Raw genomic sequence first — 26,848 nt, forward strand, 5'->3', positions numbered from 1 at the left:
TCCAATCGGGCTGTGAAAAGACCTGGCTACCAGGTCACCGGAAGCTCGTAGACGCCGTAGGCGAGACGGTCGTGTTTGAACGGCACCTCGTCAATCGGGACGGCCAGGCGCAGTGTCGGGATGCGCCGCAGCAGGGTGTGGAACACGATCTGCAACTCGGCCCGGGCAAGCTGCTGCCCGACGCACTGATGCCTGCCGTAGCCGAAGCCCAGCTGCTGGCCGGCGTCGCGGCCGAGGTCGAGCTTTTCGGGTTCGGGGTAGGCGCCGGCATCCCAGTTCGCCGGCGCCAGGTCGAGGATGATGCCCTCGCCCGCGCGGATGGTCTCGCCCGCGATCTCGATGTCCTCGATGGCCACGCGGCGCTGGCCGTTCTGGATGATCGACAGGTAGCGCATCAGCTCCTCGACGGCGTTGGCGATGAATTTCGGGTCGTCCGAATCTCGCAGCAGCGCAGCCTGCTCGGGGTTCTCCAGCAACGCCAGCACCCCGATACCGATCATGTTCGCCGTGGTCTCGTGTCCCGCGATCAGCAGCCCGGTCCCCAGCTGCGCGGCTTCCTTGACGCTGATCTCACCGGCGTTGACACGCTCGGCGAGGTCGGACACCGCGTCCTCGGATGGGTTCTCCATCTTGGCCTTGACCAGATCGCTCAGGTATTTCGCCAGGCTCATTGCGCCCTTCTGGCCGTCCTCGGCGGAGGCGTAGCGGGCCAGGCCGACGTTGGCGTGGTGCTGGAAGAACTCGTGGTCTTCGTAAGGCACGCCGAGCATCTCGCTGATCACCCGGGTGGGCACCGGCAGCGCCAGTGCGGTGACGATGTCGGCGGGTTGCGGGCCGGCGAGGATGTTGTCGATGCACTCGTCGGTCACCTGCTGGATGGCCGGCCGCAGGCCCTCCACCCGTTTGAAGGTGAACGGCTTGGACAGCATCCGGCGGAACCGCGTGTGCTCCTCGGCATCGGAGGTGAACACCGAGCGCGGCCGCTTGTGCACGGTGGACAGCATGTGTTCGTTCCAGTGCGGAAACCCTTCACGGCGGTCGTCGACGCTGACCCGCGGATCGGCGAACAGTTCGCGCGCCACCGCGTGACCGGTGATCAGCCAGGGCGTGCTGCCGTCCCAGATCCGCACCCGCGACAGCGGTTTGGCCTCACCCATCTCGAGCATCTGGGGCGGCGGCGCGAACGGGCAGCGGGCGTCGCGCTCCATCGGGTACTCGGGGATATCCGCGGACACGTCTGGGGTTCCGGTCAAGGTGTCGGACATGGGTGTCTTTCTCACTCCTCGATGTGGATGGCGAGTGCGGGGCAGGCTGCGGCCGCCTTGCGGGCGTCCTCGGCCTGGGTCCCCGAGGGGCTGTCGTCGAGCAGGACCACGACGCCGTCGTCGTCGCGTTGGTCGAAGGTGTCGCTCGCGTTGAGCACGCATTGTCCGGAGGACACGCATTTGTCTTGGTCGACGGCGACTTTCATGTCAGGGCTGCTCCGTGATCGGCGCCCGCCACAGACCGACGATCGCGTCGATGAGCCCCGATGCCACCGAACTCCAGGTGGTTCTGGGCATGTCGGCGCCCTCGGCGAAGGCGCGTTCGAAGTCGGCGCACGTGTGCATCATCAGGTTGCGCACCATGATGTTCCGCTCGATGACAACGGGCATGGGTAGGTCGGGCAGGCAGCGGGTGATGCCGTCGACGACCTGCAGCAGTGACGGTGAGGCCAGCGCGTCCTTGACAACGATCTTCTGGTAGGCGGGGTCGGCCAGCGCCTGCGCGGCGAACCGCGCGTACCACGTCGGATTGCCGAGCTGATCCAGGTGTTCGGTGAGCGAGCAGACCATGCAGGCAATCCAGTCGCGCAATTCGGTCGAGTCCCCGATTGCGGTCACCATTCGGTCGAGCAACCGCTCGATCGAGACGCGGTGCTTCTGCTCGATCGCCCGCACCAGATCGGCCTTGGTGCCGAAGTGGTATCCGACCGCGGCGTTGTTGCCTTGGCCGGCGGCCTCGCTGACCTGGCGGTTCGATACCGCGTACACACCGTGCTCGGCGAACAGCCGCTCGGCGGCGGCCAGGATCGCTTCCCGGGTGATGCTGGCTCGCTCGGTGCGCACAGTTCTGGCGGTGGTCACCGTCACAGTCAACCGCCGCCGCGCAGTTAAGTCAAGCGACTGATTTAAAGTAATCATGGCTGTGACTTGCGGACGATCACCTTTCCCGCGCTCGTGCCGCCATCGATCGGCAGCACCGTTCCGGTGACGTACCGCGACCGGTCACCGGCCAAGTACAGGGCGGCTTCGGCGACGTCGTCGACCGTGCCTTCGCGCTTCAACGGCCGATCGTTGCGCATCTGCGCGCGGATCCTCTCCTCGAACTCCTCCAGACGCTGGAGGTCCTCGCCCACCGCCGATTTCCGCACGATCGCGGTCCGGATGTTGCCGGGCGCGAGCGCGTTGACGCGAATCTCGTAGTGCGCCAGGTCGATCGCCGCCGACTTGGTGAACTGAATGACGGCCGCCTTGGATGCGCGGTACGTCATCACCCCACCACCGGCCTGGATGCCGCCGATTGAAGTCAGGTTGATGATCGACCCGCCACCGTGTCGGGACATGTGCCGGGCGGCGTCACGGGTACCCGCCATCACCGCGAGCACATTGATCGCCATCACCCGATGGAAGTCGGCGAGATCATCGTCGAGAAACTTCGGGAACATCTTGCCCGACACGCCGGCGTTGTTCACCATCACATGCAGGCCGTCGAACTCCTCGACGGCCGTCGTGACCAATCGGTTGACCTGATCGACTTCTGCCACATCGGTTTCGACGAACCGGATCTGGTCCCCGAGGTCCGCGACGAGTTGTGCGCCTCCGTCGCGATCGATGTCGCCGACGACCACCTTTGCTCCCTCGGCGCAGAATCGTCGCACCAGGCCCTCACCCAGTCCGGAGGCACCGCCGGTGACGACCGCAACCTTGCCTTCCAGTTCGCCGGTCATTTCGCCACCCCTTCGTGTATCTCGGCGAAGAAGCCGAGCAGCAGTTCGTTGACCGCGTCGGGTTGCTCGATCTGCGGGCAGTGCCCCGCGTTCTCGATCAGCGCCGCGCGACCACCTGATATCCGGGCCGCTATGTCGGCCGCCCAGCCTTTCGGGAGCAGCTTGTCGCCGCCGCCCTCGACGACAAGCGTCGGCACGTCGATACGCTCGTAGGCCCGCTCGCTCGACGGCATCGGCGGCGCCTCCAGGCCCGGACGCCGAAACCGCGCCGCAGCCAACGCTTCCCATGCGCCGGGTGCGACGCTGGCGTCGTAGCGCCTCCGCACGTACGCCTCGTCGGCAGGATAGGACGCGTCGTAAAAGAGCGCCTCGACGATCCGGCGCATTCCGGCGAGTGTCGCGTCGTAGTCGTAGAGGGCGGCCGAATGCTCGTTGCGCTGGATCTCACCGCCGCCGCAGATGGTCACCAGGCTGCGCGCCGGCAGCAATGGCGATTCAGAGGTGGCATCGACGAACAGGTTTACCGCACCCATCGAGTTGCCCACGAAGTGCGCTGCCTCGACACCGACGACGTCGCAGAACCGCGCGATGTGCCGGATCCGCATGCCCCGACCGTCAGTGAAGTCGATGACCTTCGCCGACTCGCCGAAGCCGAGCATGTCGAGGGCCAGCACGCGATGCTGCTCCGCCAGTGCGGCGATGTTGCGCTCCCAGCCGATCTCGGCGCCCGCCCCGAACTCGCCGCCGTGCAGCAGCACCACCGGATCACCTTGTCCCGCTTCGAGGTAGCCGGTGACGAGCCCGTCGACCAGGATGGACCTGCGTTCTGCCCGAGCGCCGGAAGAGGTCACGCGTTCTCCCGGGCGGCGCTGGCGAAGGAAAGCAGTTGCGTGGCGAGCATGTCCAGCTGGCTGTGGGTGGCGTCGTGCACCAACCGCCCGTCGGCGTCCCAGATCTGGTCTGCGGAGTTGATCGCCACCCCGAGCGGGGTCGGCCATGCACGCAGCGCGTGCCCGATGGAGCGCAACTGTCCGAGCGTCCCGACCGCCGCCTGCCAGCCGTAGGCACAGCTGATACACCCCCACGGCGTGTTGTCCAGGTAGACGCGGGGGTCCTCGCGCAGGTCCTCGATGTAGTCGAGCGCGTTCTTGACCAACCCGGATATCGCCCCGTGGTAGCCGGGCGAACCGACGACGACGGCATCGGCGTCGCGCAGCGCACCGACCAATTCGAGGGCTTTCGGTGTCCGCTCGAGTTCGTGCGGGGCGTACATCGGCAGGTTGAGGTCTTCACCGGAGAACAGCCGCGTCCGCCCGCCCTGCTGTTCCACCGACGCCAGGCAGCAGCGCAGCGCGCGCTCGGTCGACGAGTTGGCCCGCAGGGTGCCGCCGAGTCCGACGACGAACGGTGCGCCCCCGGTTGCGGTGTGTGCACTCATGTTTCACCTACTACTTGATCGCGATGGGACTGACGGGAGCGCCCACCGCGCCGACGACTTTCAGCGGCGGCGCGATCAGCTGAAACTCGTAGACGCCGTCGGCGGCGCAGTCGGCCGCTAGGCCGGTGAGGTCCCAGTACTCGCCGAACATCAGGCCCATGTCACGCAAACAGACCATGTGCATCGGCAGGAACGTGCCCTCGACTCCGTTGGCGGGGTCGGGATCCTCAACCATCAAGTTGTCAGCGGCGACCGCCGCGACGTCGCGGTCGTGCAACCAGGAGGCGCATGTCCAGTGCAGCCCGGAACCGGGTTCTGCGCCGTCGCCGGTCGACAGGAACCTGGTCCACCACCCGGTGTGTACGACGACAATGTCGCCGGGAGTGATCGTGACCCCTTGCGCCTTGGCGATGTCGTCGAGTTCGCCTGGTGTGACGGGGCTTCCGGGCTCCAGGAAAACGTCGGCGCCGCGGTGCTTCACCACGTCGAGCAGGACCCCGCGGGAGGTGATCCCCTTGGCGTCGACCTTGTCGATTCCGCAGTGGAAGGCGCCGAAGCTGGTCACGGAGTCCGCGGGGAATCCGTTGTAGAGCTTGTCCTCGTAGTAGACGTGCGAAAGCGCGTCCCACTGCGTGGCCGCCTGCAGCGGCATCACGATCATGTCGTCGTTGAAGCGGAACGGGTTGTCCACGAAGAACTCGCTGACCTGATGCGCCACCGAGTTACGCAGCCACTGCGGACCGTACTGCGCCAGCGTATTCGCGTCCCCGCCGTCGACCGTCATCACGTGGGTGGGGTTGGGCCGGAACTGAAACGCTCCCTGCGGACCGTTCGACCCGAAGTCGCCGCCCAGCGGAATCACCGTGCCCTTCTTCACCAGCGACGCGGCTTCGGCCACCTTCTCGGGCGTGATGAGGTTGAGGGTGCCGAGCTCGTCGTCGTCACCCCAGCGGCCCCAGTTGCGCACGTCGTCGGCGACGCGGCGGAAGTCGCTCATCGAAGAAGTCATCGAAGAAGTCATCGAAGAAGTCTCAGCCATTCTCGCCTCTCATCGTCGCTGCACCGATCCCGCGAGGTCCGTCTCCCCCATCGTGCCGCCGTCGACCCAGATCACCTGTCCGGTGAGGTAACTGGCTGCCCTGCTGTTCAGGAAGGTCAGGACGCTGGCCTGTTCCTCGGGTTCTGCGGCGCGGCCCAGCGGAGTACGGAAGGAGTCGAGGAATCCCTGGCCGTACGCATTGCGCAACTGGTCGAGGATGGGTGTGTCGGTCACCCCCGGGGCGGTGCAGTTGATGCGGATCCCTTTGGCGCCCAAAGCGGCAACGTGGGCCATGCCGTAGAGGATGATCGCCTCTTTGGACAACCGGTAACCGCCGCCGTCCGCCAGTGCCTCGGGATTGCGTTTACACCATTCGATTCCCGCGTCGACCGAGTCCGTGTCGACCAGGCCGACGGTGACCGGCGCGTTCTCCCGGTAGGCCGAGGCAGCCAGCGATGACACGTTCGCGATCGCCGAACCGGGCGGCATTTTCGGTATCAGCGCCTCGGTGAACCGCCGGGTGCCGAGGAAGTTGACCGTCACCACGCGCAGCGGATCTTTGATACCCGACGACACCCCGGCGACGTTGAACAGCGCATCGACCCGGTCGCCGATCTCCCCGACCGCCCGGTCGACCGACGCCGGATCCGACAGGTCCAGTCCGATGAATTCGCCGGACGACTCGGCGGGCGGTTTGATGTCGAGTCCGATCACCTCGGCGCCGAGATCGGCGACCTGCCGCGCGACGTGGGCACCGATACCCGACGCGCATCCGGTGACGACGACGCGGCGCCCGTCGTAGCGCCACAGTTCGTCAGTAGGGCTCATGGCTCATGTCGCGTCGCCGGCGTCTATTCGGTGCTCCTCGCGTCGGCGATCACGGCGTGCTCCTCACGTCCGCGTCGGGGTTGCGGCTGGTCCAGCCTTCTCCCGACTTGAGTTTCGCCGCAGCAGCCTCGATGCCGGCGTTCATCTCGTCCATCGCCAGGGAGACCTCGTTGGCGGTGTAGTTCTGGCGTCCGGTGGGCAGGCCGCCGAAGGCGTAGCTCTCGTCGAAGACGGGGGCTTGCGATGCCGGCCGGCGCGCCTCCACCTTCTCGATGATCGGCTCGAGACGCTTGGCCTTCTGGGCCCGGGCCTTCTCGTCGCGCTCGATGAACTCGGGCAGCACCTCTTTGCCCATCAGCTCGATGGATTCCATCGTCTCGTCGTGGCGGCGGGGCGTCAGCAGCAGGATCAGCTCGTCGACGCCGCTTTCCTCATAGCCGCGCAGGAACTTTCGCACAGTGTCGGGACTGCCGATCGGTCCGCGGTCGGGTCCGTAGACGATGCTCGGGTCCTTCTCGATCTCCTCGAGGTGGCGCTTCCACACTCCGGTCCGGCCCGGTGTGTGCATACCGGTCATGTAGTAGTGCATGATGCCGAACGCGAAGAAGCCACCGCCCTTGCCGAGCCGTTCGATGGCCTGTTCGTCGGTGGGAGCCACCATCATCGACAGGTCCCCGCCGATCGCCAGGATGTTCGGGTTCATCTGGGGCGTGACGGGCGCGCCGTTCTCCTCGAATTCCTTGTAGTAGCCGTTCACCCGCTCGGTCAGCGGACCGGGTCCGGTGTAGGCGAAACTCAATGCGCCAAGGCCTTTTTGCGCGGCCATCGCGACCGAGGCCGGCCGCGTACAGGCCACCCACACGGGCGGGTGCGGCTTCTGCAGCGGTTTGGGCACGACGTTGCGCGCCGGCATCTCGATGTGCTGACCCTTGAACCCGGTGAACGGCTCCTCGGTCATGCAGCGGATCGAAACCTCCAGCGCCTCTTCCCACATTGCGCGCTTGTCGGCCGGGTCGACGCCGAAGCCGCCCAGTTCGCCGACCGACGACGACTCACCGGTGCCGAACTCCACGCGGCCGTTGGAGATCAGATCGAGTGTCGCGATCCGCTCGGCGACGCGGGCGGGGTGGTTGACGACCGGCGGCAGGTGCATGATGCCGAATCCGAGGCGGATGTTCTCGGTCCGCTGGCTGGCCGCGGACAGGAAGATCTCCGGCGCGGTGGAGTGGCAGTACTCCTCGAGGAAGTGGTGCTCGGTCAGCCACACCGTCGAGAAACCAGCCTTGTCCGCCAGCTCGACCTCATCGAGACCGTCCTGGAAAAGCTTGTGCTCGTCGTCTTCGCTCCACGGCCGAGGCAGCGGGAATTCGTAGAACAGCGAGATCTTCATTTGGTTACCTTCCGATGTGTATCGAGTGTCGAATCGGTACTGGTGCCCGCCGGGACGTCGGAGTCGGACAGCTGCTCGGCGATGTGCTTGGCCGCGACATAGCCGAAGGTCATGGCGGGGCCGATGGTCGCACCGGCACCCGCATAGCTGCGGCCCATCACCGCCGCCGACGTATTGCCTACTGCGTAAAGGCGTTTGACGATGCTGTCGTCGGCGCGCAGCACCCTGGCGTGCTCGTCGGTGCGCAGCCCGCCGGAGGTGCCGAGGTCGCCGAGGATGATCTGGAACGCGTAGTAGGGCGGCTTGCCCAGCGGGCGCAGATTCGGGTTCGCCAGCGTCGGGTCGCCGTAGTAGTTGTCATAAGCGGAATCGCCCCGGTTGAAGTCGTCGTCGTGGCCGTTGCACGCCAGTTCGTTGAACCGCTCGGCGGTCTGACGGAGTTGCGCCGGCGGGACACCGATCTTGCCCGCGAGTTCCTCGAAGCTGCCGCCCTCGTGCACGACACCGGATTCCAGCCACGCCTTGGGTACCCTGCGGCCGGTGGGCACGGGCGCGAACGGCACCTTGGGAATCGGGAGGTGCCCGGCGACCACATAGCGGTGGAACGACCGGATGTCGGTGATCAACCAGCATGGGATGTGCGTGACCCCGGCGTTCTGTCCTTCGATCATCGCGTGGGCGAAGTCCATGTAGGGGGCGGCCTCGTTGATGAACCGCTTGCCCTCGCCGTTGACGACGAACTGCGACGGCATCATGCGTTCGTTGAGCATGAACTGCAACCGGCCGTCCGGCCAGCAGATCGCGGGGAACCACCACGCCTCGTCGAGCAGATCGGTTGAGCCGCCGACCTTCTCCCCGGCCCGGATCGCATCACCCATCGCGGCCGGATTGCCGAAGCTCCAATCTTCTTCCAGCACCGGCAGATGCTGTCGGCGCCATTCCATGTCGTGGTCGAACCCGCCCGCGGCCAGGATCACGCCGTGGCGGGCCCCGATGCGCTGCTGACGTCCGTCTCGCTCGACCACCGCGCCGGTCACGGTACCGTCGACGTCGGTGATCAATTCGGTCATCGGACAGTTGAGCCACAGCGGGATGTCCTGCTGCCGCAGCGCCAGGCGCATCCGAGCCGCCAGCGACTGACCGATGGCCGCCATCCGGTCGCCGAACACCCGTGCCCGAAACATCCGCCAGATCAACTTGACCAGCACGGCCTTGCCCCGCCAGTTCTGGCGGACCTGGTAGAACAGTCGAAGATCCTTCGGCGCGAACCAGATTCCCTTCGGCGCCATCGCGAGCGGCTGCAGCAGGTGCTGTTCCTCGTCACCCAGCTTGCGCAGGTCGATGGCGGGCACGTTGATCGTGCTGCCCTGCTCGGAGCCGCCTGGAAGTTCCGGGTAATAGTCGGCATAGCCGGGCTTCCAGACGAATTCGAACCACGGGCTGAGCTTTTCCAGGAACTCCATCATCTCCGGTGCGGTGTCGACGTACTGGCGCAGCCGCGCGTCGCTGACCAGCCCGCCGGTGATCCGGCGTAGGTACTCGACGACACCGTCGCGGTCCGGGACGTAACCCGCCTTGCGCTGCGCCGGTGCGCCGGGCACCCAGATGCCGCCGCCGGACAACGCGGTGGAGCCACCGAAGTGCGCCGCCTTCTCGACCACCAGGGTGTCGAGGCCGAACGCGTCGGCTGCCAGTGCCGCGGTCATCCCCCCACCGCCGGAGCCGACGACGAGCACGTCGACGACGTGGTCGAAGTTCTCAGACATCCAGTACCGCCGTCCTGATTGCGAATCCAGCGATCAACTCCGGCGCCGCCCGGTAGAACCGCTGCTCGATCCGGTACCGGCCGTGCGCGGCGAGTGCGGCGAAAGCCGCCATCCACGTGCGGATTTCGTGCGCTGAATGGCCCGCCTCTCGCTCGATCCAGTCGTTCGACCAGCCGTCCACCTCGGCGAGTCGGTTGGCGTCGACCAACTCGAGGAACGCGGCGTCCCACTCGGGATTCAGCGGTTGCAACGGGCTGTCCCCGTGTGCGAACGCCTTGGCGGCGTCCATCACCGCGACCTGCCGGGCCTGCCGCTGCTCCGGTGTCATCGGCGTCCCGTGCACGATCCGTTCGAGCGCCGCCGGCGGGGCGGTGGCCAGCGTCGGCACCGGCGGATCGTGGGATAGCCCGCCGGATCCGAGGAGCAGCACTCGCTTGTCGAGGGTCGCGAGGAAGGTGCCGATCGCGGTGCCGAGCGCACGAACGCGGCGCACCGGCCCGAGTGGGGTGGCCACCGAGTTGATGAAGACGGGGATCACCGGACGCGCCGTTGCATCCCCGAACAGGTTCTGCAGCGGCTGGACCGTTCCGTGGTCGACGTCCATGCTGGCCGAGATCGCGACATCGATACCCGACTCGAGAACCGCTCGGGCGCAGTCCGTCGCGAGGTCTGCGGGCACATCCAGAGCACCGGCATGGGAGCCGTAGTCACCGACACCCTGAGCCGCCGTCCCGATGCAGAACGGCGGCATCGTCCGGTAGAAGAACCCGTTGTAGTGGTCCGGGGAGAAGACTGCGACGAGTTCGGGGTCGTAGTCGCTGACAAACCGGCGGGCCTCGGTCAGCGCGGATTCGATGTCGTCAAGGAGTCCCCGTGACGGTCCCGGAAGGTTCAGTAGCGGGCTGTGCGACATGCAGCACAGGGCCAGTGTGCCCATGAGAACCAGAGCCTCCTTCCTGGGTCAGGCAAAGGACGTCGAAGATCGACTCGCTGACTTCGGCGGCGCGCTGGGCGATGCAGGCGCCGGCGATACAGCGGTCGGGACGCAGGAACAGCACGGAGTCGGTGTAGATGTCGAACCACGATTTCAAGGCGCCGGTCTTGTCGCCGACCACCGTCACATCGGCGTCGTCGTGCCCCGGCCAGTGCAGCTGCGTCATCGGCCGCGCCTCGATGAATGCCGCGCCCAGCGCCTTCCACCTGTTGAAAGCCTTGTCGCCGAGGACCGCCCGCAGATTGTTGCTCCAGCACAGCACCGCGAAGCCGGGCCCGAGCACATCGTCGAGCAGCACGTTCTGCTCGGCGCGCGTGTCCACACGAGGCTGGATGAACAGCGTGCCGGCAGGCGAATTGTCCTCGCCGGCATGGACCACCGCGCCTTCTCTGTAGCGTGGCATCGGCTTGAACCGCATCTCCAGGATGTAGCGCTTCAATGTGGGCACGACCGACGCGGCATGGATGACACGGTCACGCAGGGTGGCGACTCGCCGGTTCGTCGGCGAGATGACCCGGCCCACCAGCGTTGAGAGGTCGATCATCGCCCTGGCGTGCTTGCGGCGCTCGACGTCGTAGGTGTCCAGCAGGGCGTCGTCGGCCTGCCCGGTCACCACCGCGGCGAGTTTCCAACCGAGGTTGGCCGCATCCCGGATGCCGCTGTTGTACCCCTGCCCCTGCCACACCGGCATCAAGTGGGCGGCGTCGCCGGCCAACAACAGTCGGCCCTTGCGGAAGGAACCGGCAATCCGCGAATGATGGGTGTACACGCGGTGCCGGATCATGTCCACCCGCTCGGGATACGGCACCCGTTGCGCCAGCATCTTTTTGACGAATGCCGGATCATCGGCCTGTTCGTCGGTCTCGTGGGGGTGGATCATGAACTCGAAGCGGCGGATGCCGTGGGCGATCGAGATCGACACATAGGGCCGCACCGGATCCGCGCCGACTTCGCTGTTCGGATGCCCCAGCGGGTCGTTGGCGACGTCGACCACCAGCCAGCGCGTCGACGACGTGGTGCCGTCGAACGAGACGCCCATCAAGCGCCGGGTCGCGCTGCGGCCCCCGTCGCAACCGACGACATACCGGGCCGTGACGGGCGCCTGTCCGCCGGCGAACCGAACCGTCACCGCGTCATCGGTCTCGACACACGACTCCATGCGGTACCCGAAGCGGACCTCGACATGGTCGAAACGGTCCAGGCCGCCGTACAACTCGGCGTCGACCATCGGTTGTACGAAGCCGTTGCGTTTGGGCCAGCCGAACCGGGCATCCGGTGGCGCCATCTCGGCCAGCAGCCGCCGCTTGGCGTCGAAGAACCGCAGGATCTGGTTGGGCACGGTGTGCGGCAACACCCGCTCGACAAGGCCGATGGACTGGAAGGTGCGCAGCGCCTCGTCGTCGAGACCGACGCCGCGCGGGTAGTCGATCAGTGTGTCGCGCTCCTCGACGACCAGCGTCCGAACACTGTGCAGCCCAAGAATATTGGCCAGCGTCAGGCCGGACGGGCCGGCGCCGACGATGAGGACATCAACCCGCTCGGCCATCACTTCCCCAACAGGAAGTCGAGGTGCAGGCGATTGAACGTCTTTGGGTCCTCGTACTGGGGCCAGTGACCGCAGCCCGGCATCACCTCGAAGCGGGCGCCCGGGATCATCGAGGCGATCCGCCGGCCCTCGGCGACGTCTGCGGTGGGATCGTCACTGGTCCACACCACCAATGTCGGCGCGGTGATGGACCCGTACTCGTCCGGTCCCAGAAGATTGCGCGCACGGATCTCCGGATCCTGCAGCGCCATGATGTCGCGCATCGCCGACACGAATCCCGGTTGCCGGTACACGCGTTGGCGGCTGGCCACAATGTCGTCGTAATCCTTTGACTTGTCGGCCATCAGCCATTTGATGCGGGCCTGGACGGTCTCCCACGCCGGGTCTTCGGCAGCGGCCATCGACAAGGTGATGATCCGCTTCATGACCTCGGGATCGGCCTGCGAACCACCGGCGGTGTTGAGCACCAACCGGTCCAGTCGATCCGGGTGGTCGACCGCCGCCCGGGCAGCGACCCAACCGCCCAGCGACTCGCCGCTGATGTGGGCGCGCTGCGCCCCGACCGCGTCGAGGAACGCGATCAGATGGTCCACGTAGTGACCGACTTCCAGCGGGTGACCAGGCTTGTCCGTGTAGCCGTGGCCGAGCATGTCGATGGACCAGACGGAGAAGTGTTCAGCATGCGCTTCGAGGTTGCGCACATAGGCCTCGGCGTGCCCACCGGAGCCGTGCAGGAAAACGAGCACCGGCTTGTCGGTCTCACCGGCGTGCAGATAGCGGGTGCGAACTCCGCCGGCATCGAGGTAGCCCTGTGAGAACGGGACGCCCTGAAGGTCGCTCCAGACGCTCTCGAACTCGGCTTCAGACACGCTTACCCTCTCTTGACTGCGAGAACCGAATTCTCGTATTTTGTAAGCACTCTGCTCACTTATCGCACATCTACGTGCACTATAGTCAGAGCATCACTCTCCCGACTGGCCAATGTCAAGGGAAGTGGAGGAAGGGGGCGCCATGCCGTCTCAGGGTCGGGCCCGGCAGGGAGCGGAGCCGATCGGCGCTGCGCCCAACGGCGCGCCCGGTTCTCAGACATTGGCCAGGGGCCTGGCCGCGCTGCAGCTGGTCGCCGGCTCGCGCACCGGGCTCACCGCTCAGCAGGTCGCCGACGACATCGGCGTGCACCGGACCATCGCCTACCGGTTGTTGTCGACGCTGTCCCAGTTCCGGTTGGTGGCCAAGGGTGAGGACGGCCGCTACCGCTCGGCCGCGGCGCTGGCGGTGCTCGGGGCGTCGTTCGACAACAACGTGCGTCAGCTGAGCTTGGCCACCCTGCGGCGGCTGGCCGACGAACTCGCAAGCACGGTGTCGCTTCTCGTCGCCGAAGGTGATCAGCAGGTCGCGATCGCCGTCATCGTGCCGACGAACGTCTTCTACCAACTGTCATTTCACGAAGGGAGCCGCTACCCGCTGGACCGAGGTGCCGCCGGAATTGCGCTGCTGGCGAGCATGCCGCCGCGCCCAGGGGAACGCGATTTGGTTCCCCTGACCCGGGAGCGGGGTTGGGTGATCACCCACGGTGAGGTCGAGCCGAACACCTATGGCCTCGCAGTGCCCGTGCGTCGGCAGCCACCGGCGCCGCCGACCTGCATCAACCTCATCTCACACCGCGAGGACGTCGTGATGGAAGGCCGGGACGCGGTCGTCAAGGCGGCCAACGAATTAGCCGCGATCCTCAGCTAGAGGGTCAGTGAGCCGGAAGGAGCAGCACATGACCGATTGGGACCACGACGTCGACGTGGTCGTCCTCGGCAGCGGCGGAGCCGGTTTGACCTCGGCGCTCACCGCGGCGGCCAACGGCGCTTCGGTGGAGATCTACGAAAAGGCCGCGACCGTCGGCGGCACGACGGCGGTGTCGGGCGGCATCATCTGGATTCCCGCGCACGACCGGGCCGCCGACGGCGAACTGACCGTCGAGGCCGCGATGGCCTATCTGCGCGCGCAGTCACTGGGTTACATGGATGACGATCTCGTCGAGACTTTCGTGTGCACCGGACCCGAGATGCTCGATTTCGTTGAAGCGCACAGTGATCTGCGGTTCGAGGTCGCCGAGGGGTTCCCGGATTACAAACCCGAGCTGCCCGGCGGGCGACCGGCGGGCGGGCGCTCGCTCAACGCCAAGCCGTTCGACCTCGGCAGGCTCGGCGAGTGGCGCGACCACATCACGTCGTTCCCGGCGGACTTCAGCAATGTCGGCATCGATGCGGAGACCCGCGCACGCATCCACGCCTCGGTGGACGACGAATCCGGTGACTACTGCGTCGCGGGCACCGCCCTGATCGCCGGATTGCTGAAGGGCCTGTTGGACCTCGGCATCGCGCCTCGGACCGGCGCGCGAGCCGTCGAGTTGCTCGCCGATCCGCTGGGCATCACCGGCGTGCGAATCTCACAGGACGGCAACGACTTCAACGTTCGCGCCCGTCGCGGCGTCGTCCTCGGTACCGGTGGATTCGAGTGGGACCGCAAGCTGGTCGAGGCTTATCTGCGGGGGCCGATGCGCGGGCCGGTCTCGCCGCCCAACAACACCGGCGACGGCCTGCGGATGGCGATGGCGCACGGCGCCGACCTGGCCAACATGGGCGAAGCCTGGTGGGTGCCGATCGTTCAACTGCAGGGCGATACGTTTCAGGGTCAGCCGCGCAGCCGAAGCGTGCGACTAGAACGCACCCGTCCGCGGAGCATCATCGTCAACCGGGCGGGCAAACGGTTCCTCAACGAGGCCGGCGAGTACAACTCGATGGCGGGGCCGTTCCACTATCTCGACCCGCAGCACGGCTACGCCAACGATCCGGCGTGGATCGTGTTCGATTCGCTGCACCTGAAGAAGTACGGCTTCCTCGGCGTCGACCCGGATGGCCCGGCGCCGGACTGGTTTTCGCCGTCGAAGGATCTGGCCGAACTGGGCGAGAAGACCGGTATCGACCCGGACGGCCTGGCCCGCACGCTGGCTTCGTGGAACGACGGCGTCGCCCGGGAGACCGATCCCGACTTCGCCCGCGGTTCGAGCGCCTACGACGGCTACTGGGGCGACGACAAGGCGCCGACTGCTGCAGCTCGGACGCTCGGCCCGATCGACACACCGCCGTACTACGCGGTGCCGGTGTCGATCGGTGCGATGGGGACCAAGGGTGGACCCCGCACCGACCGCGACGGCCGGGTGCTGCACGTCAACGGCTCGGCGATCCCGGGGTTGTTCGCCGCCGGCAACGCAATGGCGGGCGCGACGGGCAAGGCGTACGGCGGCGCCGGCGGAACCCTCGGCCCGGCAATGGTGTTCGGCTACCGCGCGGGGCTGGCCGTCTGCGCCCGGTCCTAGCACGAGCAGGGGCCCACGACGAAGTCAGGGGACCGCAAAGCCCTAGCCGGCTACCGCGGAGCCGACGAAATAGCTGCCCAGTAGGCATGCTGCGACGAGCACAACCCAGCTGTCGGTGAGGCGGCACAGCCATACGGGGGCGTGGCGTACCTCCATGAACTCGCGGAAGATGATGCGTACCTTGATGAGCGCGATCGCGATCGCACTCACGGTGACCACTGTGCTGGCCTTGAGCGTGCCGTTCTGATCGACCGCCTCGTCCATCCAGACGTACACCAGCGTCAACAATGTGAGGATCGACCAGGCGATCAGCAGCCTCTTGTTGAATATGTTGCTCACCCGGTCACCTCACGACGTAGAGCATTGCGAAGATCATGACCCACAGGAAATCGACTGTGTGCCAATACGTGGCACCCGTTTCGACGAGCTGCTGGGATCGCCGGGCCGGACTGCGCAACTGATAGATGACCACACCCAACACGATGAAGCCGATCAACACGTGGATGCAGTGCAGTGATGTCAAGAAGTAGTAGTGCTGGAGGAACTCGTCGCTGGTGAATGTGTTACCGATGCGGATCTCCTGAACCCACTCCAGCACCTTGGAGGTCACGAACAGCGCGCCGAAGCCTACCGTCACGAGCGCGTACGTCATCGCCGACCGGTACGCACCCTCCCGTGACGCGCGCACGCATCGGGCGATCGCCCACGAACTCGACAGCAACACAATGGTATTGAAGACCCCGATTCGAAGATCCAGGTCGGCTTGCGACTGCAGGAAAAGATCTTCGTTTTGAGTGCGCAAGGCCAGATAAACCGAGAAGTACCCGGTGAACAGAAGCGCTTCGAACAGCACGAACAGCCACATGTCCGGCTGTCCCGGCACTGACCGTTTCGGCGTGGCCTCGAGTTGTTGCCGCTCGGCGCCAGTGAGATTGGTCATCGAACCGCCTCCACTGAAGCCGCCTGCGCGGCTTCACTTTTGCCCGGAAGATCTGGCAGCGGACCAGTGCCGAAATCCTCTCGTTCGATCATCTTTCGCAGCAGCATGATGAATGCGGCGGTGTAGGTGACGAACACGACCATGTTGATCCACCACGCGATCGCACCGTTCCATGCGAACGCCCCGCGTTGAAAGATCCACGCCGGTGCGACGACGACTTCGGTCAGCGCGTTACACAACCCCAGATACGCGAACCACTTCGGGAACACGCCGTTCTTGTCGAGCAAGATCGCCACCAGCCACACCACGGAGCCGACCAGGAAGACCCCCATGGTGCCGCTGAACGACAAGAACGCGAAATCGTAGAGCCAGTAGATCAGTTCGGGATCGCGGTCCGGCCGCAGAGCCGCGACGGTCATTGCGATGGCCATCACCAGCATGCCGGGGAGCGCGCTCAACGAATACATGATCAGGTACGAATATCCAAAGACGCGGCTCACCGACATCCGTCGCATCGAGTACGCGAGAAGGGCGTTCATCGGCGCACACATGCCCGAGATGAGGAAGACGATGCCGAACCCGGTGAGGATGCCGTGGTGGCGGTCGTCGAACCACTGTACGACCAACGCCGTCTCCCAGTCCGGGCTCGGCGGCGGCTGCACACGGGTGACGAGGAAGAACAACACACCGTACAGTTGGTAGAAGACGACCATCACCCACCACGCGAACCACAACTCGCGCTTGGGATGGTTTCGAAAATTCCAGACGAAACGACCCAGCCGTGAACCGTCGGGCGGCTCCGGCACAGTCACCGCTTCCGCTGCCGAAGTACTCATGCGGCGACCGCAGTCTCGGCCCGCTGGCGCCGGATGGTCTGGGTGAGAACAACTCCCATGACGACGATCCACGCCGCGATGGCGACGTTCTTTACCCAGAACGACAAGAAACCGTCCCAGGCGATCGGTCCGGTGAACGTCACCGCGCCGAAAGCTGCCGGCGCCAGAGCGACCGCGACGAGCAGATTGAAGTGCGCCACCCACGGTCGGAACACCGGTTGGTCCTGGCGATCCCAGTAGATCGCCAGCGCCAGCACCAGGCACTGAGCGATGAGGTAAGGAACCAGCACTGTGAAGGTGACCCAGGCCAGATCGTTGAGCAACAGGGTGAGTTCCGGGGCGCGCTCGGGGCGGAACGAACCGAGCAGCCAGAACATGTTGGCGATGAGGAAAAGCGTCGGCGGTCCACCCGCGCAGGCGATCAGGCAGTAGGACAGAATCGGCGTGCGGTGCGCCATTCGGCGTACCTGCATCGCCAACAGGATGACGGTGGGGATCAACCCCACGCCGAACCAGTTGAACAAGATCATGCTGTACCGGATCCGTGCGGTCTCGTCGCGGTAGAAGCCCGCAACCTCCTCCGCGGACATGGTCGGCGACATGGGATGCATGAAGCCGGGAAACAGGAAAAACGCTGACACCCAGATGATTCCGATCACGGGCAATGCCCACAACATGAGCAACTCGCCATCAGTTCGTCTCATCGTCGAACCCTCTTCGCGTAACGTTGGTAGCCGATCGGCAACTTGCACGGTAGCCGATCGGCAACTTGACGGTCAATGCTCGTCTACCCTCGTCGCTGTGACCACTCGAGAACGCCACAAGTTCGGCGCGATCACGAGAACCGCGGCTCAGACCCGTGTCCTCGACGCGGCGTTGAAACTGATCGCCGAGCACGGCGTCAGCGGAACCTCGCTGCAGATGATCGCCGACGAATTGGGCGTGACCAAGGCTGCGGTGTACCGACAGTTCAAGACCAAGGACGAGATGGTCATCGCCATCACCGAGCGGGAGATGAGCCGGCTCGAGGATGCACTCGAAGCCGCCGAAGCCGAGGGGCACGGCCCGCGAGCGCGCGAGGTGTTGCTAGATCGGATGATCGACCAGGCCATCTCCCGGCGCGGTGTGGTCAGCGCATTGCAGTTCGATCCCGTGATCATCCGGCTGCAGGCCGAGTATGAACCTTTTCAACGATTCATCGAACGCCTCTACGCGGCCCTGCTCGGTACCGAGGCCGGGGTGGAGGCGCGCTTGCACGCGGCGATGCTCTCGAGCGCGATCAGTGTTGCGGTGATGCATCCCCTGGTCGCCGATGTCGACGGCGAAACACTGCGCCGGCATCTGAAGGAAATGACGCGCCGAATGCTCGGGCTTGCCGACTAGAGCGTCAGGACTCGACTATGTCGAGTGGTCAGCGCTCCGCACGCACGGAGAACAACCGCTCGGCCGCGCTGTAGGCGTCGTCGCTGCCGGCGGCGACCGCGGCCGCCAGCCGGTCCAGCTCTGGATGAGTGCGCAGCAGGGTCTGCGCCAGTGACAGGATCTGCGACCGAGCCCGCGCGGCGCGGCGTTCCGGGCTGTCACTGCGGACATGGGCCTCGATGGCCCCCACCAACTCGGCGACCCCTTCGCCCTGGGCGGCAACGAGTTTCAGGATCGGCGCCGCGGTCTCCGCGCGCAGGTCGCGCACGGTCTGGTCGGCGCCGTCGCGGTCGGCCTTGTTGACCACGACGATGTCGGCGACCTCCAGCAGACCCGCTTTGGCGGCCTGCACGGCGTCGCCGGCGCCGGGATTGAGGATGACGATGGTCGGGTCGGCGACCGCCGCGATCTCGATCTCTGACTGCCCGACCCCGACGGTCTCCAGCACCACCAGCCCGTAAGACAGCGCGGCGAGTACCCGGATCGCCGCGGGAACTGCCGCGGCGAGCCCACCGAGATGCCCACGCGCCGCGACGGAGCGGATCAGCACATCGGGATCGTTGATATGGGCGGCCATCCGGATCCGGTCACCGAGCAACGCTCCACCGCTATAGGGCGACGACGGATCGACCGCCAGCACCGCGACCCGCTCGCCGCGCGCACGATATGCCCCGACCAGGGCGCCCACAGTCGTCGACTTCCCCGCCCCCGGTGGCCCCGTCACACCGACGACACGAGGCGCGAAAACCGGCCCGAGCGCATCGAGAACCTCGCTGCGCCGTGGACTTTCGACAAGGCTGAGCAGCCGGCCGGCCGCCCGCGCCGAACCGTTGCGCGCCGCGTCGAGGAGTTCCGCGACATTGTCTGAGCTGGTCATCGATTCCGCAGTCTACGGATCACGCGCCCGACGTCGCCGCCGGGCGGCTCAGCCGACCTCGATGACCGTGGCCGATCCCATCCCGCCGCCAGCACACATCGCGGCCACGCCGATACCGCCTCCGCGCCTTCGGAGTTCGTGCACGAGCGTGACGAGCATCCGAGCACCGGTGGCCGCCACCGGATGGCCCAGTGAGCATCCACTCCCACTCACGTTGACGCGGCCTGGGTCGATGTCGAGAAGCTTGATCGTCGCCACGCACATCGAGGCGAACGCTTCGTTGATCTCGAACAGGTCGACGTCGGCAAGTGAAAGCCGTGCCCGATTGAGCGCCTTCGGAATCGCCTCGACGGGAGCCAGGCCGGTCGATGCGGGGTCCACACCCACCGACGCCCACGAGCGGATGGTCGCCAGTGCGGGCAACCCGAGGCGGTCACTGGCGATACCGAGGATCGCGGCTCCGTCGTTGGCGCCGCACGCATTTCCGGCGGTGATCGAGAATCCCTCGATTTCGGGATGCAGCGGTTTGAGGGCCGCCAACTTCTCGATGGTGGTGTCTCGGCGCGGATGCTCGTCGACCTCGAACAGCCCGTGCGGCGTGTCGATCGGCACGATCTCGTGCTTGAAGCGGCCTTCGTCGATGGCCTGGATCGCCTTGCGGTGTGACCCCAGCGCCCACTCGTCCATCTCCTCGCGCGAGATCCCGGCCTTGACGGCGGCGTTCCAGCCGACGGTGATCGACATGTCCATGTTCGGGGCGTCGGGCCGGTCGGGATGCGTGGGCGGGAACCAGTCGACCAGCTCGGCATCCTTGTCGCTGCCGGCGCGGCGCTTGAACCGCGGCGACGTCGACGCGGAGTTCACGCCGCCGGCGAGGATCAATTGGTCCATGCCGGCGCGGATGCTCGCCGCCGCGCCCTGCACAGCTGCCTGTCCCGCGGCGCAGTGCCGGTTCATGGCGAGACCGGGCACCGAGGTCAGGCCCGCGGTAAGCGCCGCATGTCGTGCGACAACTCCGCCGCCGTAAAGGCCCTCGCCGAGCACCACGTCGTCGACCGGATGCGAGTCCAGGTCGCCGACCGCCGCTCCGATGACGTGTTCGGCCAACTGATAGGCGTCGGTGTCACGCAGCGAGCCCTTCATCGCGGTGCCGATGGGGGTGCGAAGCGCAGAAACGATCACGGCTTCAGGCATAGGTGTCTCCCTCTCGACCGGTATGAGAATGCTATTCTCTCAGGCTGAGAGTGCCAGTTGCAAGAAGGGGAACCATATGCAAATCGCAGGTAGCTCGGCGATCGTCGTTGGCGGCGCCGGCGGCCTCGGCGAGGCGACGGTCCGGCGCCTGCACGGTGCGGGGGCCAAGGTCGTCGTCGCGGACATGGCCGACGACAAGGGCAAGAAGCTCGAGAGCGAACTCGGTGTGCGCTACGTCCGCACCGACGCGACGTCCGAGGATTCGGTCAACGCGGCGATCGCCGAGGCCGCGTCGTTGGCGCCCGTGCGGATTTCGGTGGACACCCACGGCGGCCCGGCGAGCGGGGGCCGGCTCATCGGCAAGGACGGTTCACCGCTGGACCTCGACGGCTTCAAGACGACCATCGAGTTCTACCTGACCGCGGTGTTCAACGTGATGAGGCTGTCGGCCGCGGAGATCGCGAAGACCGAGCCGCTCGACGAGGGCGCCCGCGGCGTCATCATCAACACCGCTTCGATCGCCGGCGTGGAGGGCCAGATCGGCCAGCTCCCCTATTCGGCCGCCAAGGGTGGCGTGCTCGGTATGACGCTCGTCGCCGCACGCGATCTGTCCCCGCTCGGCATCCGCGTGGTCACCATCGCGCCGGGCACCATCAACACCCCGGCCTACGGCAAGGCGGCCGACCAGCTCGAGCAGTACTGGGGCCCGCAGGTGCCGTTCCCCAAGCGGATGGGCCGGTCGACGGAATACGCGCAACTGGCGCAGAGCATCGTCGAGAACGACTACCTCAACGGCGAGATCATCCGCCTGGACGGGGCGCTGCGGTTCCCACCGAAATGACTTCGGCGGGTTCGCTCGACGGTCGCGTCGCGTTCGTCGCCGGGGCCAGCCGCGGCATCGGCGCAACGGTCGCGGCGGCACTGGCGCGTGAGGGGGCGGCGGTGGCGGTCGCCGCGCGTTCCGAACACGAGGGTAAGGTTCCGGGCACCATTCATTCCGTCGCCGACCGGATCGTGTCCGCGGGTGGACGCGCATTGGCGGTACCGTGCGACGTCACCAGCGAGGAGTCCGTCGAAACCGCGGTCGCTGTAACGGTTTCGGAGTTCGGAGGCATCGATGTCCTGGTCGCCAACGCGGGCGTGCTGTGGCTGGGTCCCATCGAGTCGACGCCGCTCAAGCGTTGGCAGTTGTGCCTCAACGTCAACCTGACCGGCGTGTTCCTCGTGACCAAGGCCGTGATTCCGCATGTGCGTGCCCGCGGCGGCGGCTCGTTGATCGCGATCACCACGACCGGTGTCGAGATGGTCGACCACGGCGCCAACGCCTACTGGGTGTCGAAGGCGGCAGTCGAGCGGATGTATCTCGGCCTGGCGTCTGAACTCCAGGCCGACAACATCGCCGTCAACTGTTTGAGCCCGTCGCGAGTCGTGCTCACCGAGGGTTGGCAGGCCGGCGGCGCAGGCATGGAGATCCCGCCGGAGATGGTCGAACCACCCGAGGCGATGGCGAACGCCGCAGTGCGCTTGGCCCAGCAGAACGGCACCGGCGTCACCGGCACCATCCAACGCAGCGAATCGCTGACGTTCTGATCCCCGCAAGCGACCGCATAATGCACGCAGACAGCGGCGTGTCGGCGTACGGACACGGTCACTCGCGGTGGCTGGGGAGGGCTACTTCTTCTTGGCGTTCAGGCGCGTGACGATCTCGCGGAAGTCGTCTGTCTCGAAGGACTGGTGCTCAGCCGTGTTGGCGTAGTCCAGCACCGCCAGCACAGAACGCTCGAGGTGAATGTTCAACAGCCGCTTGGTGCTTTCGACGGCCTGGCGCGGCAACTCCATGATCTTCTTCGCGCAGGCGATCGCTTCACTGAGCGGGTCTTCCACGACGTGATTGGCCAAGCCCAGCTCGGCGGCGCGCTGCGCCGAGATCCGGGTTCCGGTGAGCGCGAACTCCTTGGCGTGCAGCAGGCTCATCTGCAGCGGCCACACCAACGGCCCGCCGTCGGCGGCGACCAGCCCGACCTGCACATGCGGATCGGCAAGGTAGGCATCGGGTTTGATGTAGACGATGTCGGACAGCGCGACCAGGCTGCAGCCCAGCCCGACCGCCGGACCGTTGACGGCCGCCACCACCGGGATCCGGCAGCGCGCCATTCCCAGCACGATCTCGCGGCCGTGCAGAATCGTCTTCGCGCGCAGATCGGCGTCCTGCCGCAATTCCTCCAGGTAGCCGAAGTCGCCGCCGGCCGAAAACGCCCGTCCCGCACCGGTGATCACCGCGGCGCGGGCCTCGCGATCCTCGGCCAACCGCGACCACACCCACGCTAGGCCGCAGTGCAGGTCGTCATTGACGGAGTTCAACGAGTCCGGTCGGTTCAGCGTGATGATGCGCAAGGCGCCGTCGGCCTGAACGTCGATCTCTGGTGGCAGGTCGTACAACTTAGACTCCTAATCCGAGAATGCGCGACGCGATGATGTTCTTCTGGATCTGCGAGGTGCCGCCCATGACGCTCTGCGCGCGGCTGTACATGTAGGCACCGAACAGTTCGGCATCGCTGGTGCCGACGGTCGCCAGCGCGGCGTGTCCCACGGACTGCTCAACCCACGTCATCAACAGTTTGTCCAGTGACCCCTGCGGCCCGTGCGTGATGCCGTCGAGTTGTTCGGACAGCCTCCTGCGCACATGCAGCCGCAGCATCTCGGTCTGCACCCACGCCCAGGCCAACTCCTCGGGCGCAGAGCCTTCGACACGTGAGGCCAACTGGCGCACCAGCTTTCCGTACCGGGCCGAGAAGCCGAGGGTCGAGGGCTCCCGCTCATGGCTGACGACGGTCATCGCGAGCTTCCAGCCCTCGCCAGGCGCTCCGACCATGTTCTCGGCCGGCACCCGTGCCCCGTCGAACAGCACCTGGCCGAACTCCTTGGTGACACCGCTGATCATCTTCAGCGGGCGCTGCTCGATACCGTCTTGGTGCATCGGCACGATGAACGCCGAAATGCCCTTGTGCTTCGGGACATCCTTGTCGGTGCGCGCCAGCAGCAGACACCAGTCGGCGACGTCGGAGTAACTGGTCCAGATCTTGTGGCCGTGAATGACGTACTCGTCGTCTTCGCGCACCGCGGTCGTGGTGAGCGATGCAAGGTCCGATCCCGCACCGGGTTCGGAGAAGCCCTGGCACCACCGCTCGGTGCCGTTGATCATCCCGGGCAGGAACCGCTGCCGCAGTTCCTCGCTGCCGTGGTGCGACAAACCGACCACGAGATAGCCCAGGCTGGGCCGCGCCGGCGCGCCGGCCTTGGCGATCTCCTCGTCGACGATCACGTCGTAGACGGGCGGCAGCTCCTGCCCACCATATTGTTTCGGCCACGACGTGCCGAAGAACCCGGCCTCGTAGAGCGCCTGGTGCCACGCGCCCTGGGCGGCCCAGTACTCGTCGCCCGACGTCGGGAACTTGCCCTTCTGTTCGGTCAGCCAGCCGCGCAGCCGATCGCGGAACGCGGCTTCCTCCGGCGAATCACGAAAGTCCAATGGTCAGCTCCTCCAGCTTCACGGGCCACGTCTCGGAGGCGGCGAGCACCCGGCGCAGATACACGTGCGCCAGGCACTCCCACGTGTTGCCGATGCCGCCGTGCACCTGGATCGAGGTCTCACAGACGGTCAGAGCGGCTCGCGCACAGTAGATCTTGGCCACCCGCGCCGCCTCGATCGCTTCGGCCGCCGGCAGTTCATCCACCGCCCAGGCGGCGTGCCGCGACACACTCACCGCGCCCTCGATCAGCGCCAGGCTCTCGGCCAGCAGATGCGCGACGGCCTGATACGACCCGATCGTCGCGCCGTACTGCTCGCGCACTTTGGCGTAGTCGACCGCAAGTGTGTGCGCGCCACGAGCCGACCCGACGAGGTCAGCGCATGTGGCCGTCAGCGCCAACGCACGCCACCGCTGTGCATCCTCTTCCGAAAGGTCACCGAGCTCAGCCGGCGACTCCACAACTCCGGCAAGGCTGTTGGTCAGGTCGGCCGACTCGGACTGCGCGCCGGGCGCGACGTCACGCCCACAGCGCGCCCGAAGGTCATCGGCGAGCACCGGCCCGATGAACGGCACGTCGACCAGGCCGCGGGCGAACTCCTCGGCCACGATCGCCACCTCCACACCCGAGGCGCCATCGGAACGCAGCGTGCGAAACCCCGTGGCGTCAACCGCCTTTTCGAGCCTGGCGACACGGCTCGCGTCGTCGAGGTCGGCGACCGAGCCCGGGCCCAGGTCGTCGGCCAAACTGGCTGCGGCCTCCCGCAACTGCTGTTGTTCACTCGTCAGACGGACGTCCACAGACGCTCCTTCAACACTCGACGCAAAACCTTCCCCGATGGCAGCCGCGGTATCTCGGGCACGACGACCACCCGGCTCGGTCGCTTGTACGACGCCAACCGCTCGCCCACGAAAGTCACCAGCTCACCCGGCTCCACGGCGGTGTTCGTCTTCACCGCGGCGACAACCGCCTCACCGTTGACTGCATCGGACACTCCGAAAACCGCGCAGTCGTCGACCGCCGGGTGCCCGTGCAGCACCGCTTCGATCTCCGCGGGCGCGACTTGAAAGCCACGCACCTTGATCATCTCCTTCGACCGGTCGGTGATTCGCAGCCAGCCGTCGTCGTCGAGGAACCCGACATAGCCCGTGCGATACCACCCGTCGTCGAATGCGTCTGGTGTCGCCGACTCCGGCAGGTAACCCGCCATCACCGATTCCGAACGCACCTGGATCTCACCCACCTCGCCCGCACCCAGGACCGCTCCGCTGTCCAGTGACACGACCCGCACGAGCACGCCGGGAACGGGCCGGCCCACCGTGTCCAGATGCCTGCCGTCGATGTCGTTGCACGAGATGACCGGAAGTTCGCTCGCACCGTACGCCGTCGCCCACATCACGCCGGTTCTGCGGGTGACCGTCTCGGCGACGCTTTCGGCGACGGGAGTCGCGCACCACATGATGTACCGCAGCGATGACAGGTCATAGGACTCGAGATCCGGATGGCTGGCGAGCGCCAGAGCAATTGGGGCCACTGCCATCTCGATCGTGATCCCGTCCCGCTCGATATGTCGCAGCATCAGCTCGATGTCGAACCGCCGATGCAACCGGATCCATGTGCCCGTCTCGAGCGCCATCACGATGTTGAGCAGTCCCAGGATGTGTGACGGCGGCGTCATGATCTGCATGCGGTCCGACGAGGACAGCTGCAGCGCGTCTCGCCAGTGCCGCACCGCGACGGCGAACGAAGCGTGCGTGTGACGCACGGCCTTCGGCATACCCGTGGTACCGGAACTGAACACGAACAGGGCGTCGGCGTCCGGCGCCGGTGCGTCGAACTCCAGTCGAGCCGGGTCGATCGGCTCGTCCAGCGAAAGCGTCGGCATGAGCTCGGCGAGCACACCCTGGTCCCCCACGGCATGCGCCGGCCGGGTGAGCGCAAGTGCGTGCTCTGCCTCGGCGCGCTTCCAGGCGGGACTCAGCAGGACGGCGGATGCCCCCAGTTGCCAGACCGCGCGCAGCGCGACGACGAACTCGGGACGATTGGACGACATCAATGCGACCCGGTCCCCGGCCCGCACACCGCGGCGTTGCAGAGTGTCGGCCATGCCGCCGGTCAGCGCATCGAGTTGGGACAGCGTGTACTCACGCTGCTCGAAGGCGAGCGCGATCGCCTCACTCACACCCTGTCCTCACTAGCGTCTCCGGCGTGCACGACTGTGTTGAGAATAGCGTATCATTTAACGAGAATGGTATTCTCATCCAGCTAGAATCGACATGCCAGGAGAGGTTTGATGACGGCGGATCCGATGCCTGACCATCCCGCGCAGAGCGGCGGACAGGTGACGATCGTGCTCGACCGCAAGAAGGTGTCGGTGGCGCGGGTCGCCAACGAGACGCTTCTCGAGAGCGCCCGACGTGCCGGGTTGTCACCGCCGTTCTCCTGCGAAGCCGGCAACTGCGGCACCTGCATGGGCAAGCTCATCGAGGGTCGAGCGACCATGCGGGTCAACGACGCTCTCGAAGACGATGAGGTGGAGGAGGGATACATCCTCACCTGCCAGGCGGTTCCGGAAACCGAAACGATCGGCGTCACTTACGACGACTAGCTCGCTTCGCACAGGCCCGATCACAATGTCAGTCTGAGAGCGTCGCCGTGCATATATAGCCGCGACGGTGCTCTCAGCGCGAC

At 66.3% G+C, this 26,848-nt stretch carries 29 protein-coding genes; 6 read left to right on the forward strand and 23 right to left on the reverse strand.

Translation table 11 applies throughout. The features are described 5' to 3' along the window. Positions 1 to 26: 26 nt before the first annotated feature. The 13 genes from AU187_RS06895 to AU187_RS06955 are packed head-to-tail and all read right to left on the reverse strand — an operon-like array spanning position 27 to position 12,859. Positions 27 to 1,265 (reverse strand): cytochrome P450, encoded by a 1,239-nt coding sequence (locus AU187_RS06895; protein WP_059166427.1) that lies wholly within the window; start codon positions 1,263 to 1,265, stop codon positions 27 to 29. 11 nt (positions 1,266 to 1,276) lie between these two features. Next, positions 1,277 to 1,471: a ferredoxin gene (locus AU187_RS06900; RefSeq protein WP_059166428.1), complete on the reverse strand. Its 195-nt coding sequence runs from the start codon at positions 1,469 to 1,471 to the stop codon at positions 1,277 to 1,279. 1 nt (position 1,472) lies between these two features. Continuing rightward, positions 1,473 to 2,183 (reverse strand): TetR/AcrR family transcriptional regulator, encoded by a 711-nt coding sequence (locus AU187_RS06905; protein ID WP_059102004.1) that lies wholly within the window; start codon positions 2,181 to 2,183, stop codon positions 1,473 to 1,475. Next, positions 2,180 to 2,989, reverse strand: coding sequence for an SDR family NAD(P)-dependent oxidoreductase (locus AU187_RS06910; RefSeq protein ID WP_059166429.1), 810 nt, complete (start codon positions 2,987 to 2,989; stop codon positions 2,180 to 2,182). Before AU187_RS06910 ends, AU187_RS06905 begins: the two co-directional genes overlap by 4 nt. Continuing rightward, positions 2,986 to 3,840, reverse strand: coding sequence for an alpha/beta fold hydrolase (locus AU187_RS06915; RefSeq protein ID WP_059166430.1), 855 nt, complete (start codon positions 3,838 to 3,840; stop codon positions 2,986 to 2,988). The genes AU187_RS06910 and AU187_RS06915 overlap by 4 nt, the downstream gene beginning before the upstream one ends. Then, on the reverse strand, positions 3,837 to 4,427 hold the full coding sequence (locus AU187_RS06920) for an NADPH-dependent FMN reductase (RefSeq protein WP_059166431.1): 591 nt from the start codon (positions 4,425 to 4,427) through the stop codon (positions 3,837 to 3,839). The genes AU187_RS06915 and AU187_RS06920 overlap by 4 nt, the downstream gene beginning before the upstream one ends. Before the next feature lie 10 nt (positions 4,428 to 4,437). Beyond that, entirely contained in the window at positions 4,438 to 5,436 is a 999-nt protein-coding gene (locus AU187_RS06925; protein WP_059166432.1) for a cyclase family protein, read from the reverse strand. Between the two features lie 39 nt (positions 5,437 to 5,475). After that, positions 5,476 to 6,294, reverse strand: coding sequence for a coniferyl-alcohol dehydrogenase (locus tag AU187_RS06930; protein ID WP_059102009.1), 819 nt, complete (start codon positions 6,292 to 6,294; stop codon positions 5,476 to 5,478). A gap of 49 nt (positions 6,295 to 6,343) precedes the next feature. Beyond that, complete coding sequence (locus AU187_RS06935) at positions 6,344 to 7,684, reverse strand: LLM class flavin-dependent oxidoreductase (protein WP_059166433.1); 1,341 nt, start codon at positions 7,682 to 7,684, stop codon at positions 6,344 to 6,346. Further along, complete coding sequence (locus tag AU187_RS06940; RefSeq protein WP_059166434.1) at positions 7,681 to 9,450, reverse strand: FAD-binding protein; 1,770 nt, start codon at positions 9,448 to 9,450, stop codon at positions 7,681 to 7,683. Before AU187_RS06940 ends, AU187_RS06935 begins: the two co-directional genes overlap by 4 nt. Then, positions 9,443 to 10,387: a 3-carboxyethylcatechol 2,3-dioxygenase gene (locus AU187_RS06945; RefSeq protein WP_082691767.1), complete on the reverse strand. Its 945-nt coding sequence runs from the start codon at positions 10,385 to 10,387 to the stop codon at positions 9,443 to 9,445. Before AU187_RS06945 ends, AU187_RS06940 begins: the two co-directional genes overlap by 8 nt. Then, positions 10,311 to 11,990 (reverse strand): bifunctional 3-(3-hydroxy-phenyl)propionate/3-hydroxycinnamic acid hydroxylase, encoded by a 1,680-nt coding sequence (locus AU187_RS06950; RefSeq protein ID WP_059166436.1) that lies wholly within the window; start codon positions 11,988 to 11,990, stop codon positions 10,311 to 10,313. Before AU187_RS06950 ends, AU187_RS06945 begins: the two co-directional genes overlap by 77 nt. Continuing rightward, positions 11,990 to 12,859 (reverse strand): alpha/beta fold hydrolase, encoded by an 870-nt coding sequence (locus AU187_RS06955; protein WP_059166437.1) that lies wholly within the window; start codon positions 12,857 to 12,859, stop codon positions 11,990 to 11,992. The genes AU187_RS06950 and AU187_RS06955 overlap by 1 nt, the downstream gene beginning before the upstream one ends. A 142-nt stretch (positions 12,860 to 13,001) precedes the next feature. On the opposite strand from AU187_RS06955, the gene AU187_RS06960 reads away from it, so the two are divergent. Both AU187_RS06960 and AU187_RS06965 read left to right on the forward strand, forming a co-directional pair. After that, positions 13,002 to 13,727 carry an IclR family transcriptional regulator gene (locus AU187_RS06960; protein WP_059166482.1) on the forward strand — a complete coding sequence of 242 codons (726 nt, stop codon included), beginning with the start codon at positions 13,002 to 13,004 and terminating at the stop codon, positions 13,725 to 13,727. Between the two features lie 28 nt (positions 13,728 to 13,755). Then, positions 13,756 to 15,360 (forward strand): FAD-dependent oxidoreductase, encoded by a 1,605-nt coding sequence (locus tag AU187_RS06965; protein WP_059102115.1) that lies wholly within the window; start codon positions 13,756 to 13,758, stop codon positions 15,358 to 15,360. A gap of 42 nt (positions 15,361 to 15,402) precedes the next feature. Here the strand turns inward: AU187_RS06965 and AU187_RS06970 are convergent, their stop codons facing one another. Genes AU187_RS06970 through AU187_RS06985 form a run of 4 tightly spaced genes read right to left on the reverse strand, consistent with a single transcriptional unit; the run spans position 15,403 to position 17,840 of the window. Beyond that, positions 15,403 to 15,699, reverse strand: a complete 297-nt coding sequence (locus AU187_RS06970; RefSeq protein ID WP_059102015.1) for a cytochrome C oxidase subunit IV family protein — start codon at positions 15,697 to 15,699, stop codon at positions 15,403 to 15,405. Between the two features lie 4 nt (positions 15,700 to 15,703). Then, complete coding sequence (locus tag AU187_RS06975) at positions 15,704 to 16,300, reverse strand: cytochrome c oxidase subunit 3 (RefSeq protein ID WP_059102016.1); 597 nt, start codon at positions 16,298 to 16,300, stop codon at positions 15,704 to 15,706. Then, the gene (locus tag AU187_RS06980) at positions 16,297 to 17,136 is read right to left on the reverse strand and encodes a hypothetical protein (protein ID WP_059102017.1); all 840 of its coding nucleotides are present in this window, start codon (positions 17,134 to 17,136) and stop codon (positions 16,297 to 16,299) included. The genes AU187_RS06975 and AU187_RS06980 overlap by 4 nt, the downstream gene beginning before the upstream one ends. After that, the gene (locus AU187_RS06985; protein WP_059102018.1) at positions 17,133 to 17,840 is read right to left on the reverse strand and encodes a hypothetical protein; all 708 of its coding nucleotides are present in this window, start codon (positions 17,838 to 17,840) and stop codon (positions 17,133 to 17,135) included. Before AU187_RS06985 ends, AU187_RS06980 begins: the two co-directional genes overlap by 4 nt. 97 nt (positions 17,841 to 17,937) lie before the next feature. Between AU187_RS06985 and AU187_RS06990 the strand changes: the two genes are divergently transcribed. Then, on the forward strand, positions 17,938 to 18,519 hold the full coding sequence (locus tag AU187_RS06990; RefSeq protein ID WP_059166438.1) for a TetR/AcrR family transcriptional regulator: 582 nt from the start codon (positions 17,938 to 17,940) through the stop codon (positions 18,517 to 18,519). 28 nt (positions 18,520 to 18,547) lie between these two features. On the opposite strand, the gene AU187_RS06995 is transcribed toward AU187_RS06990, so the two are convergent. Further along, positions 18,548 to 19,435 carry an ArgK/MeaB family GTPase gene (locus AU187_RS06995; RefSeq protein ID WP_059166439.1) on the reverse strand — a complete coding sequence of 296 codons (888 nt, stop codon included), beginning with the start codon at positions 19,433 to 19,435 and terminating at the stop codon, positions 18,548 to 18,550. A gap of 48 nt (positions 19,436 to 19,483) precedes the next feature. Then, positions 19,484 to 20,629, reverse strand: coding sequence for a thiolase family protein (locus AU187_RS07000; RefSeq protein WP_059166440.1), 1,146 nt, complete (start codon positions 20,627 to 20,629; stop codon positions 19,484 to 19,486). Positions 20,630 to 20,705: 76 nt separating this feature from the next. On the opposite strand from AU187_RS07000, the gene AU187_RS07005 reads away from it, so the two are divergent. Both AU187_RS07005 and AU187_RS07010 read left to right on the forward strand, forming a co-directional pair. Continuing rightward, positions 20,706 to 21,470: an SDR family NAD(P)-dependent oxidoreductase gene (locus tag AU187_RS07005; protein ID WP_059102022.1), complete on the forward strand. Its 765-nt coding sequence runs from the start codon at positions 20,706 to 20,708 to the stop codon at positions 21,468 to 21,470. Further along, positions 21,467 to 22,219 (forward strand): SDR family NAD(P)-dependent oxidoreductase, encoded by a 753-nt coding sequence (locus tag AU187_RS07010; protein ID WP_059166441.1) that lies wholly within the window; start codon positions 21,467 to 21,469, stop codon positions 22,217 to 22,219. The genes AU187_RS07005 and AU187_RS07010 overlap by 4 nt, the downstream gene beginning before the upstream one ends. 81 nt (positions 22,220 to 22,300) lie before the next feature. Here the strand turns inward: AU187_RS07010 and AU187_RS07015 are convergent, their stop codons facing one another. From AU187_RS07015 to AU187_RS07030, 4 genes are read right to left on the reverse strand one after another with little or no spacing between them, the layout of a single operon-like run. Beyond that, positions 22,301 to 23,068 carry an enoyl-CoA hydratase/isomerase family protein gene (locus AU187_RS07015; protein WP_059102024.1) on the reverse strand — a complete coding sequence of 256 codons (768 nt, stop codon included), beginning with the start codon at positions 23,066 to 23,068 and terminating at the stop codon, positions 22,301 to 22,303. Position 23,069: 1 nt separating this feature from the next. Beyond that, positions 23,070 to 24,158 (reverse strand): acyl-CoA dehydrogenase family protein, encoded by a 1,089-nt coding sequence (locus AU187_RS07020; RefSeq protein WP_059166442.1) that lies wholly within the window; start codon positions 24,156 to 24,158, stop codon positions 23,070 to 23,072. Then, positions 24,145 to 24,957: an acyl-CoA dehydrogenase family protein gene (locus tag AU187_RS07025; protein WP_059166443.1), complete on the reverse strand. Its 813-nt coding sequence runs from the start codon at positions 24,955 to 24,957 to the stop codon at positions 24,145 to 24,147. The genes AU187_RS07020 and AU187_RS07025 overlap by 14 nt, the downstream gene beginning before the upstream one ends. Further along, complete coding sequence (locus AU187_RS07030; RefSeq protein ID WP_059166444.1) at positions 24,942 to 26,339, reverse strand: class I adenylate-forming enzyme family protein; 1,398 nt, start codon at positions 26,337 to 26,339, stop codon at positions 24,942 to 24,944. The genes AU187_RS07025 and AU187_RS07030 overlap by 16 nt, the downstream gene beginning before the upstream one ends. 111 nt (positions 26,340 to 26,450) lie before the next feature. On the opposite strand from AU187_RS07030, the gene AU187_RS07035 reads away from it, so the two are divergent. Further along, the gene (locus AU187_RS07035) at positions 26,451 to 26,765 is read left to right on the forward strand and encodes a 2Fe-2S iron-sulfur cluster-binding protein (RefSeq protein WP_059166445.1); all 315 of its coding nucleotides are present in this window, start codon (positions 26,451 to 26,453) and stop codon (positions 26,763 to 26,765) included. The last annotated feature ends 83 nt before the right edge of the window (positions 26,766 to 26,848 follow it).

Source organism: Mycobacterium sp. IS-1556, assembly GCF_001499985.1.
Taxonomy (GTDB): Bacteria; Actinomycetota; Actinomycetes; order Mycobacteriales; family Mycobacteriaceae; genus Mycobacterium.

Coding starts and splice junctions, on each gene's coding strand:
- AU187_RS06985 (WP_059102018.1), bottom strand. CDS start 17,840: ATGAGACGAACTGATGGCGAGTTGCTCATGTTGTGGGCATTGCCCGTG.
- AU187_RS07010 (WP_059166441.1), top strand. CDS start 21,467: ATGACTTCGGCGGGTTCGCTCGACGGTCGCGTCGCGTTCGTCGCCGGG.
- AU187_RS07035 (WP_059166445.1), top strand. CDS start 26,451: ATGACGGCGGATCCGATGCCTGACCATCCCGCGCAGAGCGGCGGACAG.
- AU187_RS06930 (WP_059102009.1), bottom strand. CDS start 6,294: ATGAGCCCTACTGACGAACTGTGGCGCTACGACGGGCGCCGCGTCGTC.
- AU187_RS07005 (WP_059102022.1), top strand. CDS start 20,706: ATGCAAATCGCAGGTAGCTCGGCGATCGTCGTTGGCGGCGCCGGCGGC.
- AU187_RS07000 (WP_059166440.1), bottom strand. CDS start 20,629: ATGCCTGAAGCCGTGATCGTTTCTGCGCTTCGCACCCCCATCGGCACC.
- AU187_RS06975 (WP_059102016.1), bottom strand. CDS start 16,300: ATGACCAATCTCACTGGCGCCGAGCGGCAACAACTCGAGGCCACGCCG.
- AU187_RS06980 (WP_059102017.1), bottom strand. CDS start 17,136: ATGAGTACTTCGGCAGCGGAAGCGGTGACTGTGCCGGAGCCGCCCGAC.
- AU187_RS06945 (WP_082691767.1), bottom strand. CDS start 10,387: ATGGGCACACTGGCCCTGTGCTGCATGTCGCACAGCCCGCTACTGAAC.
- AU187_RS06965 (WP_059102115.1), top strand. CDS start 13,756: ATGACCGATTGGGACCACGACGTCGACGTGGTCGTCCTCGGCAGCGGC.
- AU187_RS06950 (WP_059166436.1), bottom strand. CDS start 11,990: ATGGCCGAGCGGGTTGATGTCCTCATCGTCGGCGCCGGCCCGTCCGGC.
- AU187_RS06920 (WP_059166431.1), bottom strand. CDS start 4,427: ATGAGTGCACACACCGCAACCGGGGGCGCACCGTTCGTCGTCGGACTC.
- AU187_RS06900 (WP_059166428.1), bottom strand. CDS start 1,471: ATGAAAGTCGCCGTCGACCAAGACAAATGCGTGTCCTCCGGACAATGC.
- AU187_RS06910 (WP_059166429.1), bottom strand. CDS start 2,989: ATGACCGGCGAACTGGAAGGCAAGGTTGCGGTCGTCACCGGCGGTGCC.
- AU187_RS06995 (WP_059166439.1), bottom strand. CDS start 19,435: ATGACCAGCTCAGACAATGTCGCGGAACTCCTCGACGCGGCGCGCAAC.
- AU187_RS06940 (WP_059166434.1), bottom strand. CDS start 9,450: ATGTCTGAGAACTTCGACCACGTCGTCGACGTGCTCGTCGTCGGCTCC.
- AU187_RS06935 (WP_059166433.1), bottom strand. CDS start 7,684: ATGAAGATCTCGCTGTTCTACGAATTCCCGCTGCCTCGGCCGTGGAGC.
- AU187_RS06905 (WP_059102004.1), bottom strand. CDS start 2,183: ATGATTACTTTAAATCAGTCGCTTGACTTAACTGCGCGGCGGCGGTTG.
- AU187_RS06925 (WP_059166432.1), bottom strand. CDS start 5,436: ATGACTTCTTCGATGAGCGACTTCCGCCGCGTCGCCGACGACGTGCGC.
- AU187_RS06960 (WP_059166482.1), top strand. CDS start 13,002: ATGCCGTCTCAGGGTCGGGCCCGGCAGGGAGCGGAGCCGATCGGCGCT.
- AU187_RS06895 (WP_059166427.1), bottom strand. CDS start 1,265: ATGTCCGACACCTTGACCGGAACCCCAGACGTGTCCGCGGATATCCCC.